Annotated in this window: 23 protein-coding genes; 13 read left to right on the top strand and 10 right to left on the bottom strand. The window is 64.9% G+C overall.

Annotated elements, in window-relative coordinates; all coding sequences use genetic code 11:
- Window position 1 precedes the first annotated feature (1 nt).
- Complete coding sequence (locus ACVJNE_RS21065) at window positions 2-907, bottom strand: DMT family transporter (RefSeq protein ID WP_499568767.1); 906 nt, start codon at window positions 905-907, stop codon at window positions 2-4.
- A 136-nt stretch (window positions 908-1,043) separates the two neighbouring features.
- Window positions 1,044-1,823, bottom strand: coding sequence for a GGDEF domain-containing protein (locus tag ACVJNE_RS21060; RefSeq protein ID WP_499568766.1), 780 nt, complete (start codon window positions 1,821-1,823; stop codon window positions 1,044-1,046).
- Between the two features lie 133 nt (window positions 1,824-1,956).
- Here ACVJNE_RS21060 and ACVJNE_RS21055 point away from each other — a divergent pair, with 133 nt between their 5' ends.
- Both ACVJNE_RS21055 and ACVJNE_RS21050 read left to right on the top strand, forming a co-directional pair.
- Window positions 1,957-2,667 (top strand): pyrimidine 5'-nucleotidase, encoded by a 711-nt coding sequence (locus ACVJNE_RS21055; protein WP_499568765.1) that lies wholly within the window; start codon window positions 1,957-1,959, stop codon window positions 2,665-2,667.
- A complete protein-coding gene (locus tag ACVJNE_RS21050) occupies window positions 2,664-3,602 on the top strand; it encodes a DUF817 domain-containing protein (protein ID WP_499568764.1) in 939 nt (312 codons plus the stop codon). Before ACVJNE_RS21055 ends, ACVJNE_RS21050 begins: the two co-directional genes overlap by 4 nt.
- Window positions 3,603-3,684: 82 nt before the next feature.
- Here ACVJNE_RS21050 and proX read toward each other — a convergent pair whose 3' ends face one another.
- The 8 genes from proX to ACVJNE_RS21010 all read right to left on the bottom strand — a co-directional run bounded on the left by proX (window position 3,685) and on the right by ACVJNE_RS21010 (window position 12,499).
- The gene (gene proX / locus ACVJNE_RS21045) at window positions 3,685-4,728 is read right to left on the bottom strand and encodes a glycine betaine/L-proline ABC transporter substrate-binding protein ProX (protein WP_499568763.1); all 1,044 of its coding nucleotides are present in this window, start codon (window positions 4,726-4,728) and stop codon (window positions 3,685-3,687) included.
- Between the two features lie 76 nt (window positions 4,729-4,804).
- The gene (locus tag ACVJNE_RS21040; RefSeq protein WP_499568762.1) at window positions 4,805-5,743 is read right to left on the bottom strand and encodes an ABC transporter permease; all 939 of its coding nucleotides are present in this window, start codon (window positions 5,741-5,743) and stop codon (window positions 4,805-4,807) included.
- A gap of 1 nt (window position 5,744) precedes the next feature.
- Window positions 5,745-6,926, bottom strand: a complete 1,182-nt coding sequence (locus tag ACVJNE_RS21035; protein ID WP_499568761.1) for a quaternary amine ABC transporter ATP-binding protein — start codon at window positions 6,924-6,926, stop codon at window positions 5,745-5,747.
- 328 nt (window positions 6,927-7,254) lie between these two features.
- Window positions 7,255-8,676 carry an FAD-binding oxidoreductase gene (locus tag ACVJNE_RS21030; protein ID WP_499568760.1) on the bottom strand — a complete coding sequence of 474 codons (1,422 nt, stop codon included), beginning with the start codon at window positions 8,674-8,676 and terminating at the stop codon, window positions 7,255-7,257.
- Window positions 8,673-9,572, bottom strand: coding sequence for a 4-hydroxy-tetrahydrodipicolinate synthase (dapA, locus tag ACVJNE_RS21025; protein ID WP_368801852.1), 900 nt, complete (start codon window positions 9,570-9,572; stop codon window positions 8,673-8,675). Before dapA ends, ACVJNE_RS21030 begins: the two co-directional genes overlap by 4 nt.
- Window positions 9,573-9,594: 22 nt before the next feature.
- On the bottom strand, window positions 9,595-10,896 hold the full coding sequence (locus ACVJNE_RS21020; protein WP_444727797.1) for a TRAP transporter large permease: 1,302 nt from the start codon (window positions 10,894-10,896) through the stop codon (window positions 9,595-9,597).
- Window positions 10,897-10,906: 10 nt separating this feature from the next.
- Complete coding sequence (locus tag ACVJNE_RS21015) at window positions 10,907-11,425, bottom strand: TRAP transporter small permease (protein WP_499568759.1); 519 nt, start codon at window positions 11,423-11,425, stop codon at window positions 10,907-10,909.
- An 87-nt stretch (window positions 11,426-11,512) separates the two neighbouring features.
- The gene (locus ACVJNE_RS21010; protein WP_444728817.1) at window positions 11,513-12,499 is read right to left on the bottom strand and encodes a TRAP transporter substrate-binding protein; all 987 of its coding nucleotides are present in this window, start codon (window positions 12,497-12,499) and stop codon (window positions 11,513-11,515) included.
- A gap of 360 nt (window positions 12,500-12,859) precedes the next feature.
- On the opposite strand from ACVJNE_RS21010, the gene ACVJNE_RS21005 reads away from it, so the two are divergent.
- From ACVJNE_RS21005 to ACVJNE_RS20955, 11 genes are all read left to right on the top strand, one after another.
- Window positions 12,860-13,468, top strand: a complete 609-nt coding sequence (locus ACVJNE_RS21005; RefSeq protein ID WP_499568758.1) for a helix-turn-helix domain-containing protein — start codon at window positions 12,860-12,862, stop codon at window positions 13,466-13,468.
- A 9-nt stretch (window positions 13,469-13,477) separates the two neighbouring features.
- Window positions 13,478-14,635 carry an alpha-hydroxy acid oxidase gene (locus tag ACVJNE_RS21000; protein ID WP_499568757.1) on the top strand — a complete coding sequence of 386 codons (1,158 nt, stop codon included), beginning with the start codon at window positions 13,478-13,480 and terminating at the stop codon, window positions 14,633-14,635.
- 207 nt (window positions 14,636-14,842) lie between these two features.
- Window positions 14,843-15,850: a Bug family tripartite tricarboxylate transporter substrate binding protein gene (locus tag ACVJNE_RS20995; protein ID WP_499568756.1), complete on the top strand. Its 1,008-nt coding sequence runs from the start codon at window positions 14,843-14,845 to the stop codon at window positions 15,848-15,850.
- 85 nt (window positions 15,851-15,935) lie between these two features.
- Window positions 15,936-17,459 carry a tripartite tricarboxylate transporter permease gene (locus ACVJNE_RS20990; RefSeq protein ID WP_499568755.1) on the top strand — a complete coding sequence of 508 codons (1,524 nt, stop codon included), beginning with the start codon at window positions 15,936-15,938 and terminating at the stop codon, window positions 17,457-17,459.
- Window positions 17,452-18,492 carry a Gfo/Idh/MocA family protein gene (locus tag ACVJNE_RS20985; RefSeq protein WP_499568754.1) on the top strand — a complete coding sequence of 347 codons (1,041 nt, stop codon included), beginning with the start codon at window positions 17,452-17,454 and terminating at the stop codon, window positions 18,490-18,492. Before ACVJNE_RS20990 ends, ACVJNE_RS20985 begins: the two co-directional genes overlap by 8 nt.
- The gene (locus ACVJNE_RS20980; protein WP_499568753.1) at window positions 18,489-18,995 is read left to right on the top strand and encodes a tripartite tricarboxylate transporter TctB family protein; all 507 of its coding nucleotides are present in this window, start codon (window positions 18,489-18,491) and stop codon (window positions 18,993-18,995) included. Before ACVJNE_RS20985 ends, ACVJNE_RS20980 begins: the two co-directional genes overlap by 4 nt.
- Entirely contained in the window at window positions 18,992-19,840 is an 849-nt protein-coding gene (locus ACVJNE_RS20975) for a sugar phosphate isomerase/epimerase family protein (protein WP_499568752.1), read from the top strand. The genes ACVJNE_RS20980 and ACVJNE_RS20975 overlap by 4 nt, the downstream gene beginning before the upstream one ends.
- On the top strand, window positions 19,837-21,300 hold the full coding sequence (locus tag ACVJNE_RS20970; protein WP_499568751.1) for a hypothetical protein: 1,464 nt from the start codon (window positions 19,837-19,839) through the stop codon (window positions 21,298-21,300). Before ACVJNE_RS20975 ends, ACVJNE_RS20970 begins: the two co-directional genes overlap by 4 nt.
- A gap of 18 nt (window positions 21,301-21,318) precedes the next feature.
- Window positions 21,319-22,347, top strand: a complete 1,029-nt coding sequence (locus tag ACVJNE_RS20965; RefSeq protein WP_499568750.1) for an NAD-dependent epimerase/dehydratase family protein — start codon at window positions 21,319-21,321, stop codon at window positions 22,345-22,347.
- Window positions 22,334-23,056 (top strand): TetR/AcrR family transcriptional regulator, encoded by a 723-nt coding sequence (locus ACVJNE_RS20960; protein ID WP_499568749.1) that lies wholly within the window; start codon window positions 22,334-22,336, stop codon window positions 23,054-23,056. The genes ACVJNE_RS20965 and ACVJNE_RS20960 overlap by 14 nt, the downstream gene beginning before the upstream one ends.
- Window positions 23,053-24,102, top strand: a complete 1,050-nt coding sequence (locus ACVJNE_RS20955; protein ID WP_499568748.1) for a dihydrodipicolinate synthase family protein — start codon at window positions 23,053-23,055, stop codon at window positions 24,100-24,102. The genes ACVJNE_RS20960 and ACVJNE_RS20955 overlap by 4 nt, the downstream gene beginning before the upstream one ends.
- Window positions 24,103-24,114: the final 12 nt, after the last annotated feature.

The raw sequence follows: 24,114 nt of genomic DNA, 5'->3' as shown, positions 1-24,114 counted from the left end.
TTCAGCCCACGAGCACGAGGATCAGGATCCCGGCGACGATCAGGAGGCAACCGGCGGTTTCCAGCCGGTTGATCTTCTCCTTGAAGAAGAACACCGAGGCGGTGAAGGTGAAAAGCATTTCGATCTGGGCCAGTGCCTTCACAACCGCTGCCTGTTGTAAAGTCATCGCCATGAACCAGCCGAACGAGGCGGTCGCGCCGACGAAGCCGGTAAACAGCGAGACCTTCCACGCCTTGCCGATGCGGCCGATCTCGGCGCGGTCCTTCCAGAGCATCCAGCCGCCCATGACGAGCGTCTGGAGCGTGATCGTCCAGGCGAGGGTGACGGCTGCCTGCATCATGAAGTTCGGGCCGCCCAGCGCCAGCGAGGCCGCGCGATAGGCGACAGCAGCGATGCCGAACAGCGTGCCGGAGGCAAGCCCGATCAGCGCGTGCCTCGCAAAGATCGAGGCGACGAGATTGCGCCAGCTCATATGCATGTGCGCGACCGATATCAGCATGACGCCGAAGACGCTGACGGCGATTGCAAGCAGCGTTCCACCCGTGACCCGCTCGCCGAAGAAGAGCAGCGCGAACAGCGCCGTCTGTGCTGGCTCGGTGCGTGAATAGGCAGTGCCCACCGCGAAGTTACGGTAAGAAAAGAGGTGGATGAGCAGGAAGGTCGCCGAGATCTGGCCGAAAGCGCCGACCACCACCCAGAACAGGAACGTGCCGTTGGGCGAAGGGATCTGGTAGCCGGCAAGGCGGCTGAGCACGAGCAGGAAGAGCAGCGCGAAAGGCAGGCCGAAACCGAAGCGCACGAAGGTCGCCCCGGTGGTGCCCATCACGGCCTTCAAATGCTTCTGCGCCGCAGAACGCAGGTTCTGCAGGAACGCGGCAGCGATGGTGATGGGTATCCAGAGTTCCATGGGAGACGGCGCGTGAGGGACGAGCGCTGTCTAGACCCGTGCGCTCACGCTTGCAATGGAGCTGCGAAAAACGACACCCGTTCCTTACCCGTCTTCCTTGTGGGGGCTGTGCCTGGCCTCATGCGGCTTTCCCTGGTCAGGCCGCTTTTGCGACGGTCTCGAAAACGACTCGGTTGCGACCGCGGCGCTTGGCCTCGTAGAGCCGCCGGTCTGCTTCACGCATCATTTCCGACCATGTCAGCTGCTGGCGCAGCCTGGAGGCGCCGATGCTGACCGACAACGGAAGGTATTTGCCTTCGCCCGGCGAGAAATGGATCGCCTCGACGGCAAGGCGGATGCGTTCGGCCACCTCGACGGCCTCGTTCACATCGGCGCCGACAAGGAACGCGCCGAATTCCTCGCCTCCGATGCGACCGACGAGATCGTCCTCGCGCAGGGCGGTGCGGATCGCCTCGGTGATCAGCTTCAGCGCCACGTCGCCCTGCTGGTGGCCGTGCGTGTCGTTGATGTATTTGAAGTTGTCCGCGTCGATGATGAGCAGCGCGCCGCTGTCGGTACGCCGCCGCAGGCTCTTCAAGCTGGCGAAAAAGGCTTCGCGGTTGAGCAGGCCGGTCATGTCGTCGTGACGGGCCTTTTCCGACAGCCGCGCATGCGCCTCGGCGAGCTGCATATGAGCATCGGCAAGCTCGTCATGGGCGCGGGTCAGTTCGAGCAGTGCGTCGGAGAGCTTTTTCTTCTGCCACAAAGTGTGGCCGCTCGCGGGAAAGGCGATCACCAGCGGGCAAAGCAGCGCCATCAACAGCGCGTTGCCTTCCACGACCCCGCCGATGAGCGGCACCAGTGCGACCACAATCAGGAGCGACGCTGCTGCCGAGACCACGGCAAACAACGCTGCCTTTGCCAAAACCTGCTTCATGACGATCCTTCCGTTGGCGGACCTCATGGCAGGGGAAAGTGAATCGGTCGTTGCGAGGGCATCTCCAATTCGACACACTCGCCGAATTATCGTGGCGCTTCATTCGGACTATGAAATCGTCTAGTCAGATACCATGACAAACCTTCCCGATCCCGCGCGCTTCGCCCATGTGACCGACTGGGTGTTCGACCTCGACAACACGCTCTATCCGCATCACTCGAACCTGTTTTCGCAGATCGATGTGAAGATGACGGCCTATGTGTCGGAATTGCTGCAACTGCCGCGCGACGAGGCGCGCGCACTGCAGAAGGAGCTCTATCGCGAGTTCGGCACGACGCTGAACGGGCTGATGGCGCGCCACGGCATCGACCCGGACGACTTCCTCAACAAGGTGCACGACATCGACTATTCCTGGGTCGATCCCAACCCGGCGCTCGGCGATGCCATCCGAACGCTGCCGGGCCGCAAGTTCATCTTCACCAACGGCGACCGGGGCCACGCCGAGCGCACGGCGCGTCAGCTCGGCATCCTCGACCATTTCGACGACATCTTCGACATCGTTGCAGCCGACCTGACGCCCAAGCCGGCGCGCGAGACCTACGACAAGTTCGTCGGCCTGCATCGCGTCGATGCGCCCCGCGCGGTCATGTTCGAGGATCTTGCCCGCAACCTTGCCGTGCCCAAGGCGCTCGGCATGACGACGGTGCTGATCGTGCCGAACAATTTCGAGCCCACCTTCTCCGAGATATGGGAGCGCGACGCCGACAATGAGGATGACGTCGACTACGTCACCGACGACCTCGCCAGGTTCCTGTCGCGCATCAATGCGGCGCTTGCCGATTGAGGCGCTTCACGTCGCTCGAAGCGCGGATCGACGCCGCCGCGCATGCGGTGCTCGACCGGCTGCCGGCACGCGGCCGCTATGGCGCGGTGGTGGAGTTCGTGGTTTTCGGCCTCAAGCAGGGCTGGGCATGCCTTTTCGGCGGGGCGATGCTGGCGCTCATCATCGGCACGCGCCTGCTGTGGCCCGATGCGAGCATCGTGAGTCGCTACGACTTCCTGTTTATCGCCGCGCTCGGTATCCAGCTCGCCATGCTGGGCCTCAAGCTGGAGACGCTGGCTGAAGCCAGGGTGATCCTGATCTTCCACGTCGTCGGCACCGCGATGGAAATCTTCAAGACCGGCGCGGGCTCGTGGGTCTATCCGGAGGAAAGTTTCTTCCGCATCGCCGGCGTGCCGCTGTTTTCGGGCTTCATGTATGCGGCCGTCGGCTCCTATCTGGCGCGCGTCAGCCGCATCTTCGACATGCGCTACACGCACTATCCGCCCTTCTGGGCGACGGTGCTGCTGGCCGTTGCGATCTACGTCAATTTCTTCGCGCATCACTTCATCGTCGATTTGCGCATCGTGCTCTTTGCGGCGACGGCACTGCTGTTCCTGCGCACGACGGTGCACTACCGCGTTTTCCGGTTCCGCCACCGGATGCCGCTGCTCGTCGGCTTCCTGCTGGTGTCGCTGTTCATCTGGTTCGCTGAAAATATCGGCACATGGTCGCGCGCCTGGCTCTATCCGGGGCAGGAGGCCGGCTGGACGCCGGTGTCGATCCACAAGCTCGGCGCCTGGTACCTGCTGATGATCATCTCGTTCGTGCTGGTGACGCTGGTGCACCGCCCGCGGTCGCTCGGCGACGAAAAAGATGAGATTGCAATGGATCGGGAGCCCGTCGCGGAGACGCCTTCAAAGGCGGAGGCCGTGGGGCTGAGTTCCCGGGAAACATAGCCCGACCGGGAAAGACGGGCGGTATCGGAGGGGACCCACCCGCCGTGTCCGGCGGATGGGTGATCTTGATGCGTCCGGCCGATCAGTCGGCAGCGGCGCGGGCGGTTTCGAGCCAGCCGGAGACGAGCTCCTCATTGGCTTCGATCCACTCGCTGGCGTGACGCTCGATGTCCTCGGCGTCGCCTTCGCCGTTATTCATCTTCGCGTTCTGGGCAAAGATGTCCTCGATCGGGATCGAGGCGGCCTCAAGCAGCGCCTGCACGGCCGGGTTCTCTTCCAGGAAGGCAGAGTTGACCACTGGACGGATGTCGTTGGCCGGAAAGCCGAGCTTGCATGGATCGTTGATGCAGCCGTTTACGCCGTCGAGCGTCGCGGCCTCCTCAAGGTCCTTCTGCGCTTCAGGCAGGTTGACCTCGGGAACCTCGATCCACATCACGTCCTCGCCGGGCTTCAGCGTGTCGACGGTCCAGTTCGGCGTCCAAGTGTAGAAGAGGATCGGGTCGCTCTCGCCATAGGCTGCCACGGCATCCGCCATCGAGGCGGAGTAGCTGGCCTTGATCGGGTTCACGTGGTCGCGCAACTCGTAGGCGTCGAGATGATGCTCGATGGTGATCTCGCAGCCCCAGCCGGGCGGACAGGCAACCAGATCGGCCTTGCCGTCGCCATCCCGGTCGAAGGCTTCCTTGACCTCGTCGCGCTTGAAGTCCTCGAGCGACTTGATGTCGAACTTCTCGATGGAAGCCTTGTCGACGAGGTAGCCTTCCAGCGCGCCGCCTTCGGCGACATTGCCGACGAGCTCGGCGCCCTGCGAATAGGTGTCCTCATAGCTGTTGTGGAGCGGGAACCAGCCATTGACCCACAGATCGAGGTCGCCCTGCGAAACCGCCTGGTAGAAAGGCGGGTTGTCGAGCGTGGTCGGACCTTCGACCGTGTAGTCCAGCCGCTCAAGAAGCTGCTTGTAGACGGCGGCGGGGAACCAGCCGGTGTCCCAGGTGGCCTGGGCCATGCGCACGGTCACACCGGCGCCGGGGCCTTCCTGTCCCTGTGCGATCGCCATCGGTGCGGTAAGCATCGTGCCGGCCGCAAGGGCCATGGCGAAGATCCGCGATAGGTTATGGTTGTTCATGTCAGTCTCCTTGCTTTCTTCTTTCGCCCCGCGCGGACACGGGGCATGGAACCGCGCAAGACGCGGTCGGGACAGGTCAGCCTGCCCGCTGCGACTCGCCGGCAGCGGCGTCGCGCCGCGGCGAGAAAAGGGATCGCATCGTCTCCATCAGGGAGACCGTACGCACGGAGCGTTTTTCGCCGAGCGCCTGGCTGATGCGGTCGAGGATGATGGCCAGCAGCACGATGCCGACGCCGCCGGCCGTCGCGTTGCCGACATCCAGCCGGCCGAGGCCGGTGAACACGGTCAGGCCGAGCCCGCCCGCGCCGATGAGCGCGGCGATGACCACCATCGACAGCGCCAGCATCAGCGTCTGGTTGAGGCCGGCCATGATGGTGCGCAGCGCCAGCGGAAACTGCACCTCCACCAGCGACTGCCACGGCGTCGCGCCGAACGCGACGGCGGCTTCCGTCAGGTCGTGGCGCACATTCCTGATGCCGAGATTGGTGAGCCGGATGATCGGCGGCAGCGCGAAAATGATCGTCGCGATGATGCCCGGCACCACGCCGACGCCGAACAGCATGACGATCGGTACCAGATAAACGAAGGACGGGATCGTCTGCATGATGTCGAGGATCGGCCGCAGCACCGCCTGGAAGATGTCGCTGCGCGCGGCAAGCACGCCCAGCGGAACGCCGATCACCACGCAGAAGAACACCGCCGTGACGACCATGGCCAGCGTCGTCATCGTTTCGGGCCAGAGCCCGATCAGGTCGATGAAGACGAGCGCGACCAGCGTGAATATGGCGACGCCGCGTCCGGCCGTACGCCAGGCGATCAGCGCGAGCGCGGCGGTAAACACCAGCATAGGCGTGGCGTTTAGGAAGGTGGACAGGCCATTCAGCACCTGGCTCACCGGCCACTGCATGGACCGGAAGAAGGGCCGGAAGTTGGGCACCAGCCAGTCTCGAACGAACAGGTTGATCCAGTCGGCGAACGGGATTGCGAGAAAGTCGAAATCGGATGGGCTGATCATGTCAGGCGCCTCCCGCTGAAAGCTGCGCGAAGACCGCCTTCGGCTCGACAATGCCGGAGAGCCGTCCGTCACCATTGGTGAGCGCGATCGGAAGGCCGGTCTGCGCCAGTTCGTAGAGATCGAACAGCCGTGTGTCGGGCTCGGCCGCAGGGAAGTCGTCGTTCAGGACATCGCGAAGCGTGCTGCCTTTGCGACCCAGCGCGGCGTTGGCTTCGCGATAGGTTACGATGCCGGCCGGCTTGCCGTCGTTGACGAGGTGGATCGCGTCCCTGTCCAGCCGCTCCATGGCGGCGAGCGCCGATTTCAGGTCGGCTGCAGCGAGCTCAAGTGCCTCGTCCGGCTGTGCCACGCTGCCGGCGGTGAAGACCAGCGACCGGTCGATGTCCTTGGTGAAGGCGGCAACGTAATCGTCGGCCGGGCTGCCGACGATCTCTTCGGCGCTGCCGGTCTGCACGATGGCGCCGTTGCGCATGATCGCGATGGTGCTGCCGAGCGTCAGCGCTTCGTTCAGGTCGTGGGTGATGAAGACGATCGTCTTCTTGAGCGAGCGCTGGAGCTCGATGAGCTCCTGCTGCATGTCGCTGCGGATGAGCGGGTCGAGCGCGCTGAACGGCTCGTCCATCAGAAGGATTTCGGGCTCCGAGGCGAGACCGCGGGCAAGGCCGACACGCTGCTGCATACCGCCGGAAAGCTCGTCCGGGTAGCTGTCGGCACGTGCGCCGAGGCCCACCTGATCGAGGGCCGCCTGCGCCCTCTCGCGCCGCTCGGCGGCGGGCATGCCCTTGATCTTGAGGCCAAAGGCGACGTTGTCGGCGACCGTCTTATGCGGGAAGAGGGCGAAGTGCTGGAAGACCATCGCCACCTTCTCGCGCCGCACCCACCGAAGCTGCTCGTCCGAGCAAGTGGCGACATCGACGCCGTCAATCAGAATTTCTCCGGCGCTGGGCTTGATCAGCCCGTTGATCATGCGAACCAAAGTGGACTTGCCGGAGCCCGAAAGTCCCATGACGACGAAAATCTCGCCTTCGGCGACCTCGAAACTTGCGTCGTTCACGCCGACGGTCTGTCCCGTTGCCTCGAATATTTCGTCTTTGTCTTTTCCTGCTTCGAGGAGCTTCAATGCGTCTTCGGCGCTGCCACCGAATATCTTATATAAATTCTTGCCTGATATTTTGGTTTTCATGAATCCATTGTGCGATGTCCAAAAATAAATACAGCGATGGCCAAAAATAACATTCAATATTGCATGGGATCATGAAGGTTGTGCACCTTCAGCAATATCAAATGATTATTGAATGGCTGGCTATATGATGCCCTCATGGCATCGAAGTTGCTGCCTATATACGGCCATAATATTTAACGGGCAACCCCGATGAGCCGGATTGGAACGGAACATTCAGGAATGGCGGGGCACGCGCAACATTGCTGCGCGAAGCCGATGAAACCCCGCGCGCAATGGCGCTTGATGCTGTCTGTATCCGCAAAAGGAGAGCGGCGGCTGCGCGGTCGGCTCAGCCGAGCAGCGCGCCCGGGTTCATCATGCCGTCGGGATCAAGCGCCTGCTTGATCTGGCGCATGACGGCAAGCTTCACCGGGTCGCCCAGTCGCTGCAGCTCCGATGTGAGCTTGCGGCCGATGCCATGTTCGGCGCTGATGGTACCGCCGAAGCGCATGGCGATGTCGTGCACGGCCATTTCGACTTCGAGCGCCTTGGCCTCGCCGTCCGGCAGCGCCCGCCAGTAGTCGTGCGGGAACATGAGGATGTAGTGGACGTTGCCGTCGCCCAGGTGGGATACGACGAGCACCCGCGCCTGCGGGAACAGCTTCGCCGACATCTCGTCGGCGGCCGCGATGAAGCCGGGCACGGCCGAATTGCGCACGGCGGTGTCGTGCACGATGCCGACACCCTCGATCTTGTGCGCCTCGGTTACGGAGTGGCGGATGTGCCAGATGTCCTGCGCCTGGGCCTCGTTCTGCGCGACGATCGCATCGTCTGCGAGGCCGGCTTCAAGCGCCGCCGCCATCACCTCTTCCAGCGCGGCTACGAGGTCTGCGTCGGGATCGGTGTGGGCGAGCTCGATCATCACCGACCATTCCGGCGTGGTCTCGAACGGCAGCCGCGTGCGCGGAATGTGCCGCAGCACGCAATTGACCTCGGCGCGGTTCAGCATCTCGAAGGCTTCGACCGCATCGCCGCAGCGATCCTGCAGGCGCGAAAGAAGCTCAACCGCGGCCTCGGGTCCGGTGACGGAAATCCAGCCATGGGCGAACGACCGGTTGGGCTGGCGCAGGCGCAGCGCGGCCCCTGTGACGAGGCCGAGCGTGCCCTCAGCGCCGATCAGCAGGTGCTTGAGGTCGTAGCCGGTGTTGTTCTTTCGCAGCGCGTCGAGATCGCGATAGACACTGCCGTCGGGCAGCACCGCTTCGATGCCGCAGACGAGATCGCGCATCGGGCCGTAGCGGAGCACGCCCGTTCCGCCGGCATTGGTCGAAATCAGCCCGCCGATCTGGGCGGTGCCCTCGCTGCCCAGATGGAGCGGGAATTGCCGGTCTTCGCCGGCTGCAAGCTCGTGCACGCGCGCAAGCGTCATGCCCGCATCCACCGTCACGACATTGGCGGCACGGTCCATGGCGCGCAGGTTCGCCATCCGGCTCATGCCGACGACGATTGCCGGGCGTCCGGGAGCAGGCGTAGGCACGGCGGCATAGCAAAGGCCAGTATTGCCGCCGAGCGGGAAGATCGCGGCGTTGTGTTCGCGCGCGATCGCCACGACGGCCGCCGCCTCGTCGGTACTTGCCGGCAGTGCGACCGCGTCGGCCGCGCCGGTCATGCGGCCACGGAAATCCGTGACGAACGGCGTCATCTCGCCCCGATCGGCGATCAGGCCCCGCTCGCCGAGAACCGCACCCAGCCGCTCGATCAGCGTGCTCACGCAGCGGCTGCCTTCGTCATGCCGGCAAAGGCGGCCTTGAGCGCCTCGCGCGTCTCGGGCGTCGGATCGGTCAGGGGCAGGCGCACGCCGCCGGCGCGCATTCCAGCAAGGCCCATGTAATATTTGAGCGGGCCGGGGTTGGTCTCCAGGAAGATCGTCTTGACGACCGGGTCGAGGCGCTGCTGGTGGGCGATCGCTGCGTCGAGCTTGCCATCGCGTGCGAGCTTGAAGACCTCGATCCAGTGGCGCGGATAGACCGTCGCCGAAGCGAGCACGCCGCCGCATGCGCCGAGCGCCACATGGGTGGCGAACAGCGGCTCCTCGCCGCTGAGCACGGCAAGCTTGTCGCCGGCGAGCTTCATGGTCTCGATGAATTCCGGCATGTCGTAGGACGAGCACTTCATGCCGATGATCGAACCGTCGTCGGCCAGTGCCGCGATGGTCTCGGCCTTGAGCGCCACGCCTGTGCGGCGCGGGATCTCGTAGGCGAGCACCGGCGCGTCGACCGCGTCGCGATAGTTGCGGAAATAGGTGCGCATGCCTTCCTGCGTGCCTGCGGCGTAGTATGGCGTGACCGTCATCACGCCGCTGGCGCCCGCGGCGATGAAGTCGCGGCCCGCGTCTACCGCATCGGCGAAGCCGGTGGCAAGCACGCCCGGCAGCACGGGCGCGCCGGCGGCGGCCTCCACGCAGGCTCGCACAATGTCGGCACGCTCGCCACGCGACAGAGCGGGGTACTCGCCGGTGCCGCCGATCGGCACGATGCCCGTCGCACCCGCATCGATCTGGAAGCGGACGAGCGAGCGTAGCGCGTCGAAGTCTACGGAACCGTCATCCGTAAACGGTGTGACGATTGCGGTGAAGAGACCCGACAGGTCGTCTTTTGTCAGAGCCATCCAGAAAGTCCTTTCAGAAATATCACATGAAACCGAACAACCGGGGCAGTGTCAGCGAAACCGCCGGCACGTAGGTGACGACAAGCAGCACCGCCAGGTTGGAGAGGAGGAAGGGCACGCTCTGGCGCACGATCGCGCCGAGTGGCACCCCGGATATGGTCGAGCCGAGATAGAGCGCTAGGCCGTAGGGAGGCGTCATCAGCCCGATCATGACGTTGAGCACCATGATGACCCCGAAATGCACGGGGTCGACACCCATGGATGCGAGCAGCGGTGTGAACAGGGGCGCAAACAGCAGGAGCTGCACGGAATCGCCGATCCACAACCCGTTGATGAGGAAGAACAGGTTGAGAAGCAGCAGCAGCATCCACGGCTCTAGTTGCATGTCCTGCACAAGCGCCTGCAATTCGCTGGGCACGCGCTCATTGGCTAGAACCCAGCTTATGATGGTCGCGAAGCCGACGATCAGATAGACGGAGGCGGAGGTGCGCGCGGCGCGGTCGATGATGTCCCAGAAGGCCTTGAGCGACAGGTTGCGATAGGCAAGCACGCCCACCAGCAGCGCATAGGCAACAGCGATGGCGGCTGCCTCGGTCGCCGTGAAGATGCCGGAGATGATGCCGCCCAGAATGATCAGCGGCATGAAGATCGCCCAGAACGCGCTCATGAAGATGTGGAAGGCCACGCCCAGCGTCAGGTTCTCGATCGGGTTGCGCGGGAAGCCCTTCTTGCGCGCCAGATAGTAGATGACGGCCATCTGCGCAGCGCCCAGCATCAGCCCCGGCACGGCGCCGGCAAGGAAAAGCGCTGCGACGGACGTGTTGGTCAGGGCCGAGAAGATGATCAGCGGGATCGACGGCGGGATGATCGGCCCCTGGATCGCCGAGCTGACGGTGAGCGCGGCCGCGAAATCCTTCCGGTAGCCGTCCTTTTCCATCATCTTGACCTCGACCGGGCCGAGCGCGGAGATGTCGGCCAGTGCCGATCCCGATACGCCGGAAAACATCATCGATCCGACGACGTTTACGTAGGCAAGGCCGCCGCGAAGCCTGCCGACCATGAGCCTCGACAGGTTCACCAGCCGGTCGGTCATGCCGATGGCGGTCATGATCTCGCCGGCGATGATGAAGAGCGGGATCGAGAGCCAGATGAACACATCCATGCCCGTGAAAAACTTGTGGGCATAGATGTCGAGCATGCCGGACATGCCCGGCTTGATGAAGAAATAGGCCATGCCGGCAAAGCCGATGGCGAAAATGACCGGGCTGCCCATGATCATGAGAACGAGCAGTAGGCCGATGACGACGAGAAGCGTGTAATCCATCGGGGGTGCCTCAGATCTCGGCTTTGAGGATGGAGGGCTGATCGTTTTCAGGCGTGCCGCGGACGAGGTCGCGCAATGCCAGAACCAGCATGTGGAAGAGCATCAGAGCCGCGCCGACCGGCACGGAGAGATAGATCCAGTAGAAGCTGAGCTGCAGTGTCGCCGACATGCGGCGCTGTCCGAAATCGGCGTTTTCGTAGCCTTTCCAGACGAGCACGGCGAGAAGCGCGCACAGCATCAGCCGGAAGATCGCGTTGCGGATCGAGAGCAGCCGGCGCGGCCAGTAGCCGTCGAAGAAGTCGACGCGCACGAGCTGTTCGTCCTTCACCAGCAGGCTGCCGGCCAGCATCACCACCCAGATCATCAGGTAGCGCGCCGCTTCCTCGGGCCATGGAAGCGAGAAGCCGAAGCCGTAGCGCAGCACGACCTGCAGGAAAAGGATCGCGGCGACGAGAACGAGCATTGTGCGGGCAACGAAGGAGGAAATGAAACCCAGCACGTCTGCGAGCTTTTCGAGGGTTCTGAGCAACGCCACCTCCAGTGTCGAGGCCGGGATAGCACTGGCTGTCCGGCGGAAAAGAACGAGCCCGCGCGTAAGGCGCGGGCTCCATGATGACTAGTCCTGCGCGTCGGCGATAGCCTGCTGCAGCTCGCTGATGAGCTCCGCGCCAACCTGCTCGGTGAGGATTTCGGCAATCGGCTGCTGGGTCTTCTCGACGAAGGCCTGGAACTCTTCCGCCGTGGGCTGGTAGATTTCCACGCCTGCCTTCTCGATGACCTTCAGGTCCTGCGATTCCTTGGCCGCGATGATGCCGAGCATGGCGAACGTCGCCTGGCGGCCGGCATAATCGAACGCCGCGCGGTCTTCCTCGCTGAGGCCCTGGTAGAACTCCTCATTGATGGTGATGAGCGGCATGTTGATGAGGTGGTGATCCAGCGTGTAGTACTTCTGCACTTCCTGCAGGTTCGCCAGAAGCATCGTGTAGGGCGCGTTTTCCTGCCCGTCGACGACGCCCGTCTGCAGCGCGCTGTAAAGCTCGGCCCAGGCGATCGGGGTCGGCGACGCGCCGAGCGCCTCGACCATCTTGATGTGGATCGGAACCTGCTGGGTGCGGATCTTGAGGCCGACCATGTCCTCGGGCGTACGGATCGGCCGTACCGAGTTCGAGAAGTTGCGGAACGCGGACGGCAGGTAGTTCAGGATGCGCACGCCGCTCTGCTCGGCGACCGTGTCGGAGAGCTTCTTGCCGAACGGGCCTTCGAGAACCTCGCGCGCCACTTCCGTGGTGGAGAAGGTATAGGGCATCTCCAGCACCTGCGCGGCCGGCGCGTAGGCTGCGACGTGGCCGGCATTCAGGCCGCCGACGATCTGCAGCGATCCGCGCGCATTCTGCTCGAGCAGCGATTCCAGATCGCCGAGCTGGCCGTTCGGGAAGACCTGGATCTCGTAGCGCCCGCCGGTGTGCGACTTGACGATCGAGCTGAACACCTCGGTGTAGGCCCAGTACGGGTTTGCGAGAAGGTCGCCTTCGCCGTCGACATGGCCGAAGCGCACGACCGTCTGTGCGTCGGCGGCGCCGATCATCAGGGTTCCAAGGCTCATTGTCGCCGCAGCGCAAACAACGCTCAGTTTTCGTATGATGGATTTCATTTCCTCAACTCCGCTGTCGGTGGTGAATGTCACAGTGACCCCGACGCGGCGGGCGCAGGCCCGACGACGCTCAAGTTCACCCTCAATGTAAATGCTTTTGGCAGTTTCCCTGGGGGCTTGTAGGCTGCCCCTCTTAGCTGTCTACCATACGAAACGACATTTTCGTGTCAAGCTGGATCGGCAAAAAAATGTCGTATAGTGGATAAGCGTACTATCCGCACTTTCCCAACAGGAAGGGACATCGTATAAGCGACTGCGTCGCCTTGGCGGTTTCCGCCGGGTAGCCAGACAGCAGGAAGGCTGGAGCCAGCAATGAACGTCCGACCCGCCGAAGTCATTGAGCCCGATGTCGAAACGGCCGTGCCCGGCCTGGACATCGGAGCGAGGCTCGCCCAGCTTCGCCAGCAGCAGGGCTGGACGCTGCAGCAGGCCAGCAAGCGGACCGGCGTCTCCGCATCGGCGCTGTCGAAGATCGAGCGCAACGAACTGTCGCCGACGATCTCGACGCTCCAGCGCGTTGCCCATGGCTACGAACTCGACGTGGTTGCGCTGCTCAACGATCGGGAGGCTTCGCGCAGCTTGCCGGGCCGCCGCAGCGTGACACGGGCGGACGAAGGACGTCCCTACCAGTCGAACAGTTGCGCCAACACGGTGCTCTGCGCCGACCTGCTCGACAAGCGCATGACGCCGATCCGCACGCGGGTGACGGCGCGGTCGCCGGAGGAATACCGCTCCTGGCCGGTGAGCGATGCCGAGATTTTCGTGACCGTCATCAAGGGGACGATGGTCGTTCACAGCCAGATCTACGAACCCCTGATCCTCAACGCGGGCGACAGCCTCTATTACGATGCCGGATCGCCGCACATCTGGACCTCGCAGGGGCCGGAGGATGCGGAAGTGATCTGGGTGATCTCCTCCTAGAGACCTTCGATGCTGTTGAACGCAGCCGACTACCGCGAAAAAGCGCGGCGCAGACTGCCGCGCGGCCTGTACGAATATATCGACAGGGGCACCGAGGACGAGCAGGCCCTGACGCGCCTGCGCGGCTCGCTGGATGCGGTGACGCTGCGGCCTTCGGTGCTGTCCGGCCATGCGAGCCGCGATATCGGCACGACGCTTTTCGGCAAAGGATTGCCGACGCCTTTGGTCGTGGCGCCGACCGCGCTGGCGGGCCTCGTCGCACACGACGGCGAACTGAAGCTGGCGCGCGCCGCGGCATCGCTCGGCATCCCATTTTGCGTCTCGACCCAATCCGTGACGACCATAGAGGACATCCGCAGCGCAGCACCCGATGCGGCTTTGTGGTTCCAGCTCTATGTCTGGCGTGACCGTGCGCTGACCGCCGACCTTCTGAAGCGGGTGCGGGCGAGCGATTGCGAATGCCTCGTGGTGACGGCCGACACGCAGATGTCGCCCAACCGCGAATACAACCAGCGTAACGGCTTCGGCATTCCCTTCAAGCCGACCGTGCGAAACGTCGCCGACATGGCGGTTCACCCCGGCTGGCTGCTGGGCGTCATGCTGCGCTACGTGCTTGCCGGAGGCGTACCGACCTACGGTCATTATCCGCCAGAGTTCCGCAGCGCCATCACCCGCGCCAGCGTTGCGGACGCCGTGCGGCTGAGGACGGATCTCTCCTGGGATGACGTGAAGCGGCTGCGCGACGAGTGGCCGGGCAAGCTCATCGTCAAGGGCGTGCTGTCGGTTGAGGATGCCGAACTGGCCGCCGGGGTCGGCGCTGATGGCATCGTCGTTTCCGCGCATGGCGGGCGCAATCTCGATTGCCTGCCATCTCCCGCAAGCTGCCTGCCGGCGATCGCGGAAGCGGTGGGCGACAGCATGGCCGTACTGGCCGACAGCGGTGTGCGGCGCGGCACCGACGCACTGAAATATCTTGCCTTGGGCGCGCAGGGCGTGATGCTGGGCCGGTTACCGCTCTGGGGGCTCGCGGCCGGCGGCGAGGAGGGCGCGCGCGCCATCCTGTCGATGATGCTGCGCGAGATGGACACTGCCATGGGCTTTCTCGGCGTGGAAAACATCGCAGCCCTGCGAAACCCCGCGCGCTGGAGCGTCGAAGCGGTGAACTGAGCCCGCAACGCTGCTTGCCCTTGGCTTCGCGCCTGCTGCCTTGCCAGCCTTTCCTTGCCTGTCCCCAGATCCCGTATCTCGCCTGCAAGCGGGCCGGTGCGACGGACGCTGCGCACAGAACCTTTTTCGTCGCCGAATCTTCTTCTTGACTCGGGTGCGGATTCTCTCTCCTATTATCTAACCGTTTGGTTAGTTAGGGGAACGAGAATGGGCAATAAGGCATACGCATTCATCGCCGCGACAGCGGCCTTTCTGGTCGCCGGTCCCGCCGTTGCGCAGGACTGGAAGCCCAGCGAACCGGTCACGATCATCGTGCCGTGGTCCGCGGGCGGATCGACCGATACCGTCACCCGCGTCGTCGCCGGCGAGCTTTCCGAAGCGCTCGGCCAGAACGTCGTGATCCTCAACCAGCCCGGCGCGTCCGGCTCGACGGGCACCCGCTCTGTCTGGGAAGCGCCGCATGACGGCATGACCATGGCCGCCGGCGCGGTGGCCGACCTCGGCGCCTATCCGGTGCTGGGCACGCTCGACGCGAAGCTCGAGGACTGGCGCCTCTACCTGCACGTCGCCAATCCCGGCCTCATCTCCGTTCGCACCGACAGCGAGTGGAAGGATTTCGGCGACCTTCTCGAAGCGCTGAAGACGTCCGGGGAAGCCATCACCGTTTCGTCCGGCGGACTTTCCTCCGCGACCGCCATCAGCATGCAGACGCTGGAGAAGGCGGCCGACATCAACTATCGCCAGATCGTCTATGAGGGCGGCAACCCGGCCGTCATTTCGACCGTATCGGGTGAGACGCAGTTCACCGCGGCGACCGCCACCGAGCAGGTCGACATGATCCGCGCCGGCCGGCTGCGCCCGCTGGCCGTGGTGGCCGACAAGCCGCTCGAGCTCGAAGGCTTCGGCACGGTGCCGCCGGTGACCGAATGGCTGCCGGAGATTGCGAGCGCGCCGAACTATTTCGGCGTCTTCATCCCCGCCGACGCGCCGCAGGAGGTGCTCGACACGATGGACAAGATCTGGGCTGAGAAGATCGCGGGCTCCGAGGTCATGAAGGCGCACGCCGCCGAGCGCGGCGCGCTGTTCAACGCCACCTATGGCGAGGAAGCGGTCAAGGCCGCGATGCCGTATCTTTCGATCAATGCCTGGCAGCAGTTCGAAAGCGGCGCGGCGCCGAACGACCCTTCGGAGTTCGGCATCCCGAAGCCCGAATAAGCATCCAACAGACGCGATCCGGCACGTCCTGCGCGCCGGATCGCGATAGTCTTTGCCCGCGGTACACGGCCAGGCGATCGGTTTCATGGACGGTCTGAATCAATTTTTCGGCGCGGTCGTCGCGATCGGCATGTCCGCGGACATACTGGTCGTCTTTTGGGCGACGCTGCTCGGCATTGTGGTCGGCATGATACCGGGCCTGACGGCGACGCTGGGCGTGGCGCTCGTCACCACGCTGACCTTCACCATGGAGCAGAACACCGCGATCCTGGTGCTGATCTGCGTCTATATCGGTGCGATCTATGGTGGCGGCAGGACAGCCATCCTGCTCAACATTCCCGGAACGCCGGCCAATGCGGCCTCGGCGCTGGACGGGTTTCCGCTGGCCAAGCAGGGCCGGGCGGGCGAGGCGATGGCGGTGGCGACGTCCGGCTCCTTCCTGGGCACGATGGTGGGCATGGTCGGCCTCGCGCTGATCGCGCCATGGCTGGCCGAATTCGCGCTCGACTTCACCTCCTTCGAATTCTTCTGGCTTGCCGTCTTCGGCATCGTGCTTTGCGGCCAGCTCACATCGATGGACGATCCGCTCAAGGGCTGGATCGCGGGCTTTCTAGGCCTGCTGGTCGCGATGGTGGGGCAGGAAAGCCTGCACGCCTATTCGCGTTATTCCTACGGCATCCTCGATCTTGAGGCGGGTTTCGGGCTGCTGCCCGTCCTCGTCGGCGCATTCGGCTGCGCGGAGGTGTTCGTGGTGATGCGGCAGGAGGCGACGACGCTGGTCGCCTCGCAGGTCGGCGGCGTGCTGCGGTCTGCCCTGAAATCGTTCAGATATGTGCGGACCTGGCTGCGATCCGGCGTGATCGGCACCTTCATGGGCGTGGTGCCCGGCGTCGGCGAGGATATGGGGGCGTGGGTCTCCTACGCGGCCGCCAAGCGCGCTTCGAAGACGCCCGACGACTTCGGCAAGGGCTCGACTGACGGCCTGCTGGCGGCCGAGACGGGCAACAACGCCGCCGTGCCCGGCGCGCTGATCCCGGTGCTCACCTTGGCAATCCCCGGTTCCGCGCCCGCCGCCGTGCTGCTGGCCGCAATGGTAATCCATGGTCTTCGCCCCGGTCCGCTGATCATGATTACGCAGGCCGATTTCTTCTATTCGGTCGTGGCCATGGTGTTCTGGGCGAGTGTGGCGATGCTCGTTCTGGGGCTTCTCCTGACGCGCCCGCTGCTGCTGATCCTCAAGGTGCGGCGCGAATGGCTGATGGGCATCATCTTCGTCCTGTGCACCGTGGGCTCCTTCGCGATTGCCGGGCGCCTGTTCGACGTCTGGGTGATGATCGGCTTCGGCCTCATCGGCTTCCTGATGCGCGAGACCGGTTTCCCGATCGCGCCGATGATCCTCGGCGTGGTGCTGGGACCGATCCTCGACAACAACTTCCGGCGCAGCCTTTCGCTCACCCAGGGCGATCCGATACCCTTCGTCACGCGGCCGATCAGCGCCGTCATCGCACTCCTGGTGCTGCTGATGATCGTGCTGGCGCTGCCGCCGGTGCGGCGCATGCTGGGCCAGGCGAAAGTGCGGCTGCTCGAAGGGAGACGCGCCGATGGCTGACGCGCGGCGCTCCGTCCTGATCTGCGGCTTCGGGGCCTTCGGCGCCCTGCATGCGAAGGCGTGGCGCGTCTGCGACCCCTCGGTTCGGCTCATGGTGAGCGACCCGTCGGAGGCGGCGCGTGGTGAGGCGATTGCAAGCGGTGTCGAACCGGCAGCGGTTGCCGAGGACCCTGCGACGCTGATACCGCAGGCCGATATTGTCGATGTCGTCGCGCCGCCGGTTCATCATCTTCCGCTGGCGCTGCAGGCATTGTCGCTCGGCAAGCCGGTATTGCTGGAAAAGCCCGCCGTGCGCTCGTTTGGCGAGGCGCAGGCGCTCGCGCAGGCGGCCGGAACCGTGCCGGTTCAGATCGGCCTCGTGCTGCGGTGCCACCCGCTCGTGCGGCGCGCACGCGACCTGCTCGCGGCAGGCGCCATCGGCAAGCTGCTGTTGATGGAGGGTGATTTCTCCGGCTGGAAGCGGATGCGGGCGGATTCGTCACTCATCGAAAACGACGGCGTGCATTTCATCGACCTGATGCGCCATTTCGCTGACGCTCCGGTCAGTGCGGTCGACGCTGCGTTCGCTCGGCACCTCGATCCGGCAGTTGTCGACGATATTCGCATCGATCTCGCATTCGGCAACGGCATCGAAGGCCGCTTGAGGCTCGGTGTGCTGGCCAGTGGGCTCGCCGAAGACGGCTTCGTGCCCGGCGCGATGACCAGCAAGTGCCTGAGGCTGGTGGGATCAACGGGCAATCTGGTGCTCGATTTCAACGCCAACCGGCTGTTCCACGGCATCGTCGAATATCGCCGTTCGCCAGGCGGCTTCGACGTCATGCCGCAAGGCCTGACGAGCGAGGCCGCGATCGGGGTGACGCCGGTATCCCTGCTTGCCCACAGCTTTGCGATCTTCGTCGACGCGATCGATCGCGGCGGGCCGGTGATGTGCGACCCGCATGAAGGCGCGCTGGAAATGGCGCGCGTGATCGAGGGGCTGGAGGCCTGCGCGAGCCGCACGCGCCAGCTCGAACCGGTAGGAGATGCCGCATGAAGGTGGACAAGGTCATGCGCACCGACCTGATATCGGGGCTGATCGTTTCGGTGGTCGGCATCGCGGGTTTCGTCGAAGCCTTGCGGATGCCGCGTTTCGAGGCGCGCAACGCCGACCCGTTCACCGTGCCCGGCCTGACGCCCGGCATCGTCAGCTTCGTCATCGCGGTGCTGGGCCTGATGCTCGTGCTCCGCGCGCTCGCAGGCCGCGGCTCGGCTGAGCCGTTGCCGATTGGCGTATGGCCCGAAGGCAGCGTCAAGCGCACCCTGTTCACGATAGCAACGGTGGTCATCTACGGCGGTGCGCTGTTCGGCCGGATACCTTTCATTGCCGCGACGACGCTGTTCGTCTTCGTGTTTACCGTGGGAGCCGAGTGGCTGAACCCGCAACGCCGGATGGGCTTGCCGGTGCTTGCGGGATGGGCTCTCGCCCTGTCGCTGGTTGCCGCCTTCATCATCCATTACGTCTTCACCACCGTCTTTCATGTCAGGTTGCCGGGATGAGGCGGTTCCGGATTTCGCTCTGTAACGAGGTGCTCGGCAAGCTGCCTTTCGTGCGCCAATGCGCGCTGGCGGCCGCACTGGGCTATGACGGGCTGGAGCTCGCGCCGTTCACGCTCGACCCGGAGCCGGCGTCCCTGGGTCTCGCGAAGCGTCGAGCTTTGCGGCGCACGGCCGAGCGGGAAGGCATCGCCATCACCGGATTGCACTGGCTGCTGACGGTGCCGAAGGGCCTGTCGATCACGACAGGGGACCCGGCCCTGCGGGCGCGCACGGTCGCTCATATCGAGGCGATGATCGAACTCTGCGCCGACCTCGGCGGCGAGGTTCTCGTTCACGGCTCGCCGGACCAGCGGCGGGTTGCCGATGCAAGCGGCCCACAGTCGGCGCGCGACAACGCGACCGTTGTGCTGGCCCGCGCGGCGGAAGCCGCGCAGCGCGCCGGCGTCGTCTACTGCCTGGAGCCGCTGTCCCCGGAGCTGACCGATTTCGTCACCAATATCGACGAGGCGGCGGCGATCGTGCGCGCGGTCGGGTCGCCGCATCTCGCGACGATGATAGACACGTCGGCCGCCTGGGCTGGCGAGACGGAACAACCCGGCGCGCTGATCCGGCGGCATCTGTCGACCGGCCTGCTGCGGCACGTTCACGTCAACGACACCAACCGCCGGGCACCGGGACAGGGAGAACACGGCTTCCTGCCGGTGATGCGCGCGCTGGTCGATGGCGGCTACAAGGGCGTCGTCGGGGTCGAGCCCTTTGATTATCACCCGGACGGAGCAACGGCTGCCGCAATGGCGCTGGGCTATCTCAACGGGCTTCTGGAACAAACTGAGAGGACGCCATGAACGCGCCAGCAATCAAGGTCGGCGAGGCGCGGTTCGGCATCGACAATGCATTTGCCCGCATGCCCTTCCGCTTCGGCGTGGTCACCATGGAGGCGGCCGCGGCGCTCACGCTCGAAATCGAGCTCAGCATCGACGGCCGGCGCGCCGTGGGCTACGCGTCCGACCTGCTTGCCTACAAATGGTTCGACAAGCGACCGGAAAAGACGCCGGCCGACAATGTCGCCGACCTGCTCTGGGTGGTGCAGGAAGCAGCGAAGATCGCGCGCGACCTGCCTTCGGGCACGCTGTTCGAGATCTGGCGGGCGCTGGACGGCGAGGTCGAACGGCGCGCGCTCGACGCCGGCTTCAATCGTCTTGGCGCCTCGTTCGGCGTGTCGATGATCGAACGCGCGCTGATCGACGGCATCGCGCGTTCGCTCGGGCTGACCTTCCACGAGTGCATCCGCGGCGATGCCCTCGGGCTGCGCCCGGCGCAGGTCTTCCCCGAGCTGGGCGGCATGTCGCTTGCCGATGTGTTGCCGGCCACGCCGCTGAAGCGGCTTGGCCTGCGCCACACGATCGGGCTGGTCGATCCGATCGATGGCGCCGACCTCGATCCGGCTCAGCGCGTCGGCGACGGCCTGCCGGAGACGCTGGCTGACTATCTGCGCCATGACGGCGTTCGCTATCTCAAGATCAAGGTGGGCGGCAACGCCGATGCCGACATCGCGCGTCTCGAGAAGATAGCCGGGCTGTTGATGCAGATCGGCGGACAGTTCCCGATCACGCTCGACGGAAACGAGCAGTACAAGCGCCTCGACGATTTCGCCGGCCTGATGGAGGCGATCCGCTCGCGTTCAGCGCTGGACGAGCTCTACCGTTCGATCCTCTTCGTGGAACAGCCGCTGGAGCGCTCGGTCGCGCTCGACGGGCTGCTGGGGGCGGACGCGCTGGCGGCCATCGGCAAGCCGCTGCTGATAGACGAGGCCGACGGCTGGACAGGCGCATTCCGCGACGCCATCGCGCTGGGCTATCGCGGCGTCAGCCACAAGAACTGCAAGGGCGTCGTGCGGTCGCTGCTCAACGCGATGCTGGTGGCGCACCACAACGGCGCGTCGGGCGAACCGAACGGCTATTTCCAGTCGGCCGAAGACCTGACATGCCTGCCGGCCGTGTCGTTGCAGGCGGATCTCGCGGTGGTCGCCTCGCTTGGCATCACGCATGTGGAGCGCAACGGGCACCACTATTTCCACGGGCTCGACCATCTGCCGCGCGCCGAGGCAGATGCGGCGCTGAACGCGCATCCCGACCTCTACGAGGAAACGCGCCAGGGCGCGCAACTCGCAGTGCGCGATGGCCATCTCGGCATCGCGTCGCTGCAGGTGCCCGGCCTCGGCTGCGCGCTCACCCCCGATCTCGGCAAGCGCATCGCTCCGGCTGACTGGACGTTCGCCATGCTTAACGCAAGACCGGCAGACTGAGCCGGCGAGGAGACTGAAATGGACCAGACCATCCCGTCCGAAATCCGCACCGAGGAAGAGTTGGAGGAGCTGCTGTCGCGGCCGAGCGAGCAGCTCGTCGCGTCGCTGCGCAGCATCGACGGAGACATCACCATCCTTGGCGTCGGCGGCAAGATGGGGCCGACGCTGGCACGCATGGCCAAGCGCGCCGCGCCCGAAAAGCGCGTCATCGGCGTCGCCCGCTTCTCCGAGGCGGGCCTGAAGGAGAAGCTGCAGGGTTGGGATATCGAGACGGTCGAGTGCGACCTGCTCGACCGCAACGCGGTCGACGGCCTCGAACGCACGGAGAATGTCGTTTTCATGGCCGGCCGAAAGTTCGGGTCCGAGGGCAATGAGTCGCTGACCTGGGCGATGAACGTGCATGTGCCGGCGATCGTCGCCGAAGCTTTCGTGCAGTCGCGCATCGCCGTGTTCTCGACCGCCTGCGTCTATCCCTTCGTGGACATAGCGGGGCAGGGCGCGCGCGAGGATCTGCCGCTGGACCCGCCCGGCGAATACGCCAATTCCTGCGTCGGGCGCGAACGCATGTTCGAGCACTTCTCACGCGTCCACGGTGCCCGGGTCTCGCTGATCCGTCTCTCCTACGCGATCGACATGCGCTACGGGGTGCTGCACGACGTCGCGCGCGCCGTACTCGCCGGCGAACCGGTGCAGGTGAGCAGCGGCCATTGCAACGTGATCTGGCAGGGCGACGCCAACGACATCGCGCTCCAGTCGCTCGCCCAAGCAGGAACGCCGCCTTTCGTGCTCAACCTGTCGGGTCCGGAGCTTGTCAGCGTGCGCCGGCTTGCGCAGAAGTTCGGGGAGCGCTTCGGGCGTACGCCGGTCTTCGAAGGCGAGGAGCAGGGCAAGGCATGGATCGTGGACACGAGCCTGCAGCAGTCGCTGCATGGGTACCCCTCGGTTCCGTTGCCCCGGCTGATCGACTGGACCGCAAAATGGATGCAAGGGGGCGGCAAGTCTCTCGACAAGCCGACGCATTTCGAGGTTCGAGATGGCAAATACTGATGCGGACGGGACGTCCGGCAAGGACGTCCCGGCGGGCAAGACGGTGAAGGAGGCGCCGCGCCAGACGCGCGATGCGGTGGCAACGCGCGCGCGCATCCTCACGGCCGCGGTGAAGGAATTCGCCAAGAAGGGCCTGACCGGCACCCGCATCGACCAGATCGCTACGCGCGCCCGCTGCAACAAGGCGCTGATCTACCACTATTTCGGCAGCAAGGAGGCGCTGTTCAGCGCCGTGCTGGAAAAGACCTACGAGAACATCAGGCTGGCGGAGCGACAGCTCGACCTGGCGCACAAGCCGCCGGTGGAGGCGATGCGCGAGCTGATCGGCTTCTCGTTCGACTATGTCAGCCAGCACCCCGAATTCATCAAGCTCATCAACGACGAGAACCTGCATGGCGGCGTGCATGTCGCGCATTCGGCCAAGGCGCGGGACCTGAACAGCCCGCTCGTCGCGCTGATCGAGGAGATATTGAAGCGGGGGGAGGGCGACGGCGTCTTTCGCACCGGTGTCGACCCGGTGCAGCTCTACATCTCGATCGCGAGCATCTGCTATTTCTTCATCGCCAATCGCCCGACCCTTTCCGCGATCTTCGGCCTGCCGAAGACGCCGGAAGTGCTGGCGGATCGTCGCCGGCATGTGATCGACGTCATCCTCGGCTATCTGCGGCCCGTCGACGGGACGCCTTCCACATCAAGAGCAAATCCATGAAGATCAACGATATCCCCGCCACCCCGCTCGCAGCACTCCGCAAGGGCGGCGTCATCCCCGCGCATCCGCTGGCGCTCGACGCCTCGCGCAAGCTGGACGAGCGCCATCAGCGCGCGCTGTCGCGCTACTATCTCGATGCGGGCGCGATCGGAATGGCGGTCGGTGTTCACACAACGCAGTTCGAAATCCGCGACCATGGCCTGCTGGACCCGGTGCTTTCGCTGGCGGCGGAGGAAGCCGCGGGCCATGCGAGCCAGCCCTTCATGGTGGCCGGCGCGATCGGGCGCACGGAGCAGGCGGTGCGCGAGGCCGCGCTGGCGCGCGCCAAGGGCTATCATGCGGTTCTGCTTGGGCTCGCGGCGATGCGGGACGCCAGCGAGGACGAGCTGGTCGCCCACTGCCGCGCCGTCGCCGAGGTCATGCCGGTGATCGGCTTCTACCTGCAGACGGCCGTCGGCGGGCAGACGCTGCGTTACGAGTTCTGGCGGCGCTTTGCCGAGATCGAGAACGTGGTGGCCATCAAGATGGCGCCCTTCAATCGCTATCGCACGCTCGACGTGGTGCGGGCGGTGGTCGACGCCGGCGCCGAGGACCGCATCACGCTCTACACCGGCAATGACGACCATATCGTCGCCGACCTGATGACCAAGTTTACGTTCAAGCGCGACGGCAAGCCGGTCAGCGTGCGCATCAAGGGCGGCCTGCTCGGCCACTGGGCCGTGTGGACCAGACGAGCCGTCGAGTTGCTGGCCGACATTCACGAACGCGCCGACGAGCGGTCAACCGCCGAATGGCTGGAGCTGGATGCGCGCACCACGGATGCCAACGGCGTGCTGTTCGACGTGCGCAACGACTTCGCGGGCTGCATCGCCGCCATTCACGAGGTGCTGCGCCGGCAGGGGCTGCTGCAGGGCATCTGGTGCCTGAACCCGGACGAGACGATGGGGCCGGGCCAGGAAGAGGAACTCGCGCGCATCATGCGCGACTATCCCGAACTCAACGACGATGCGTTCGTGCGCGAAAACCTGGATCGCTGGCTCGCCTGAGCAGGGTCGCGG

The sequence above is a fragment of the Mesorhizobium sp. DxT genome, from assembly GCF_058448885.1.
This window is presented reverse-complemented; position numbering and strand designations above follow the sequence as displayed.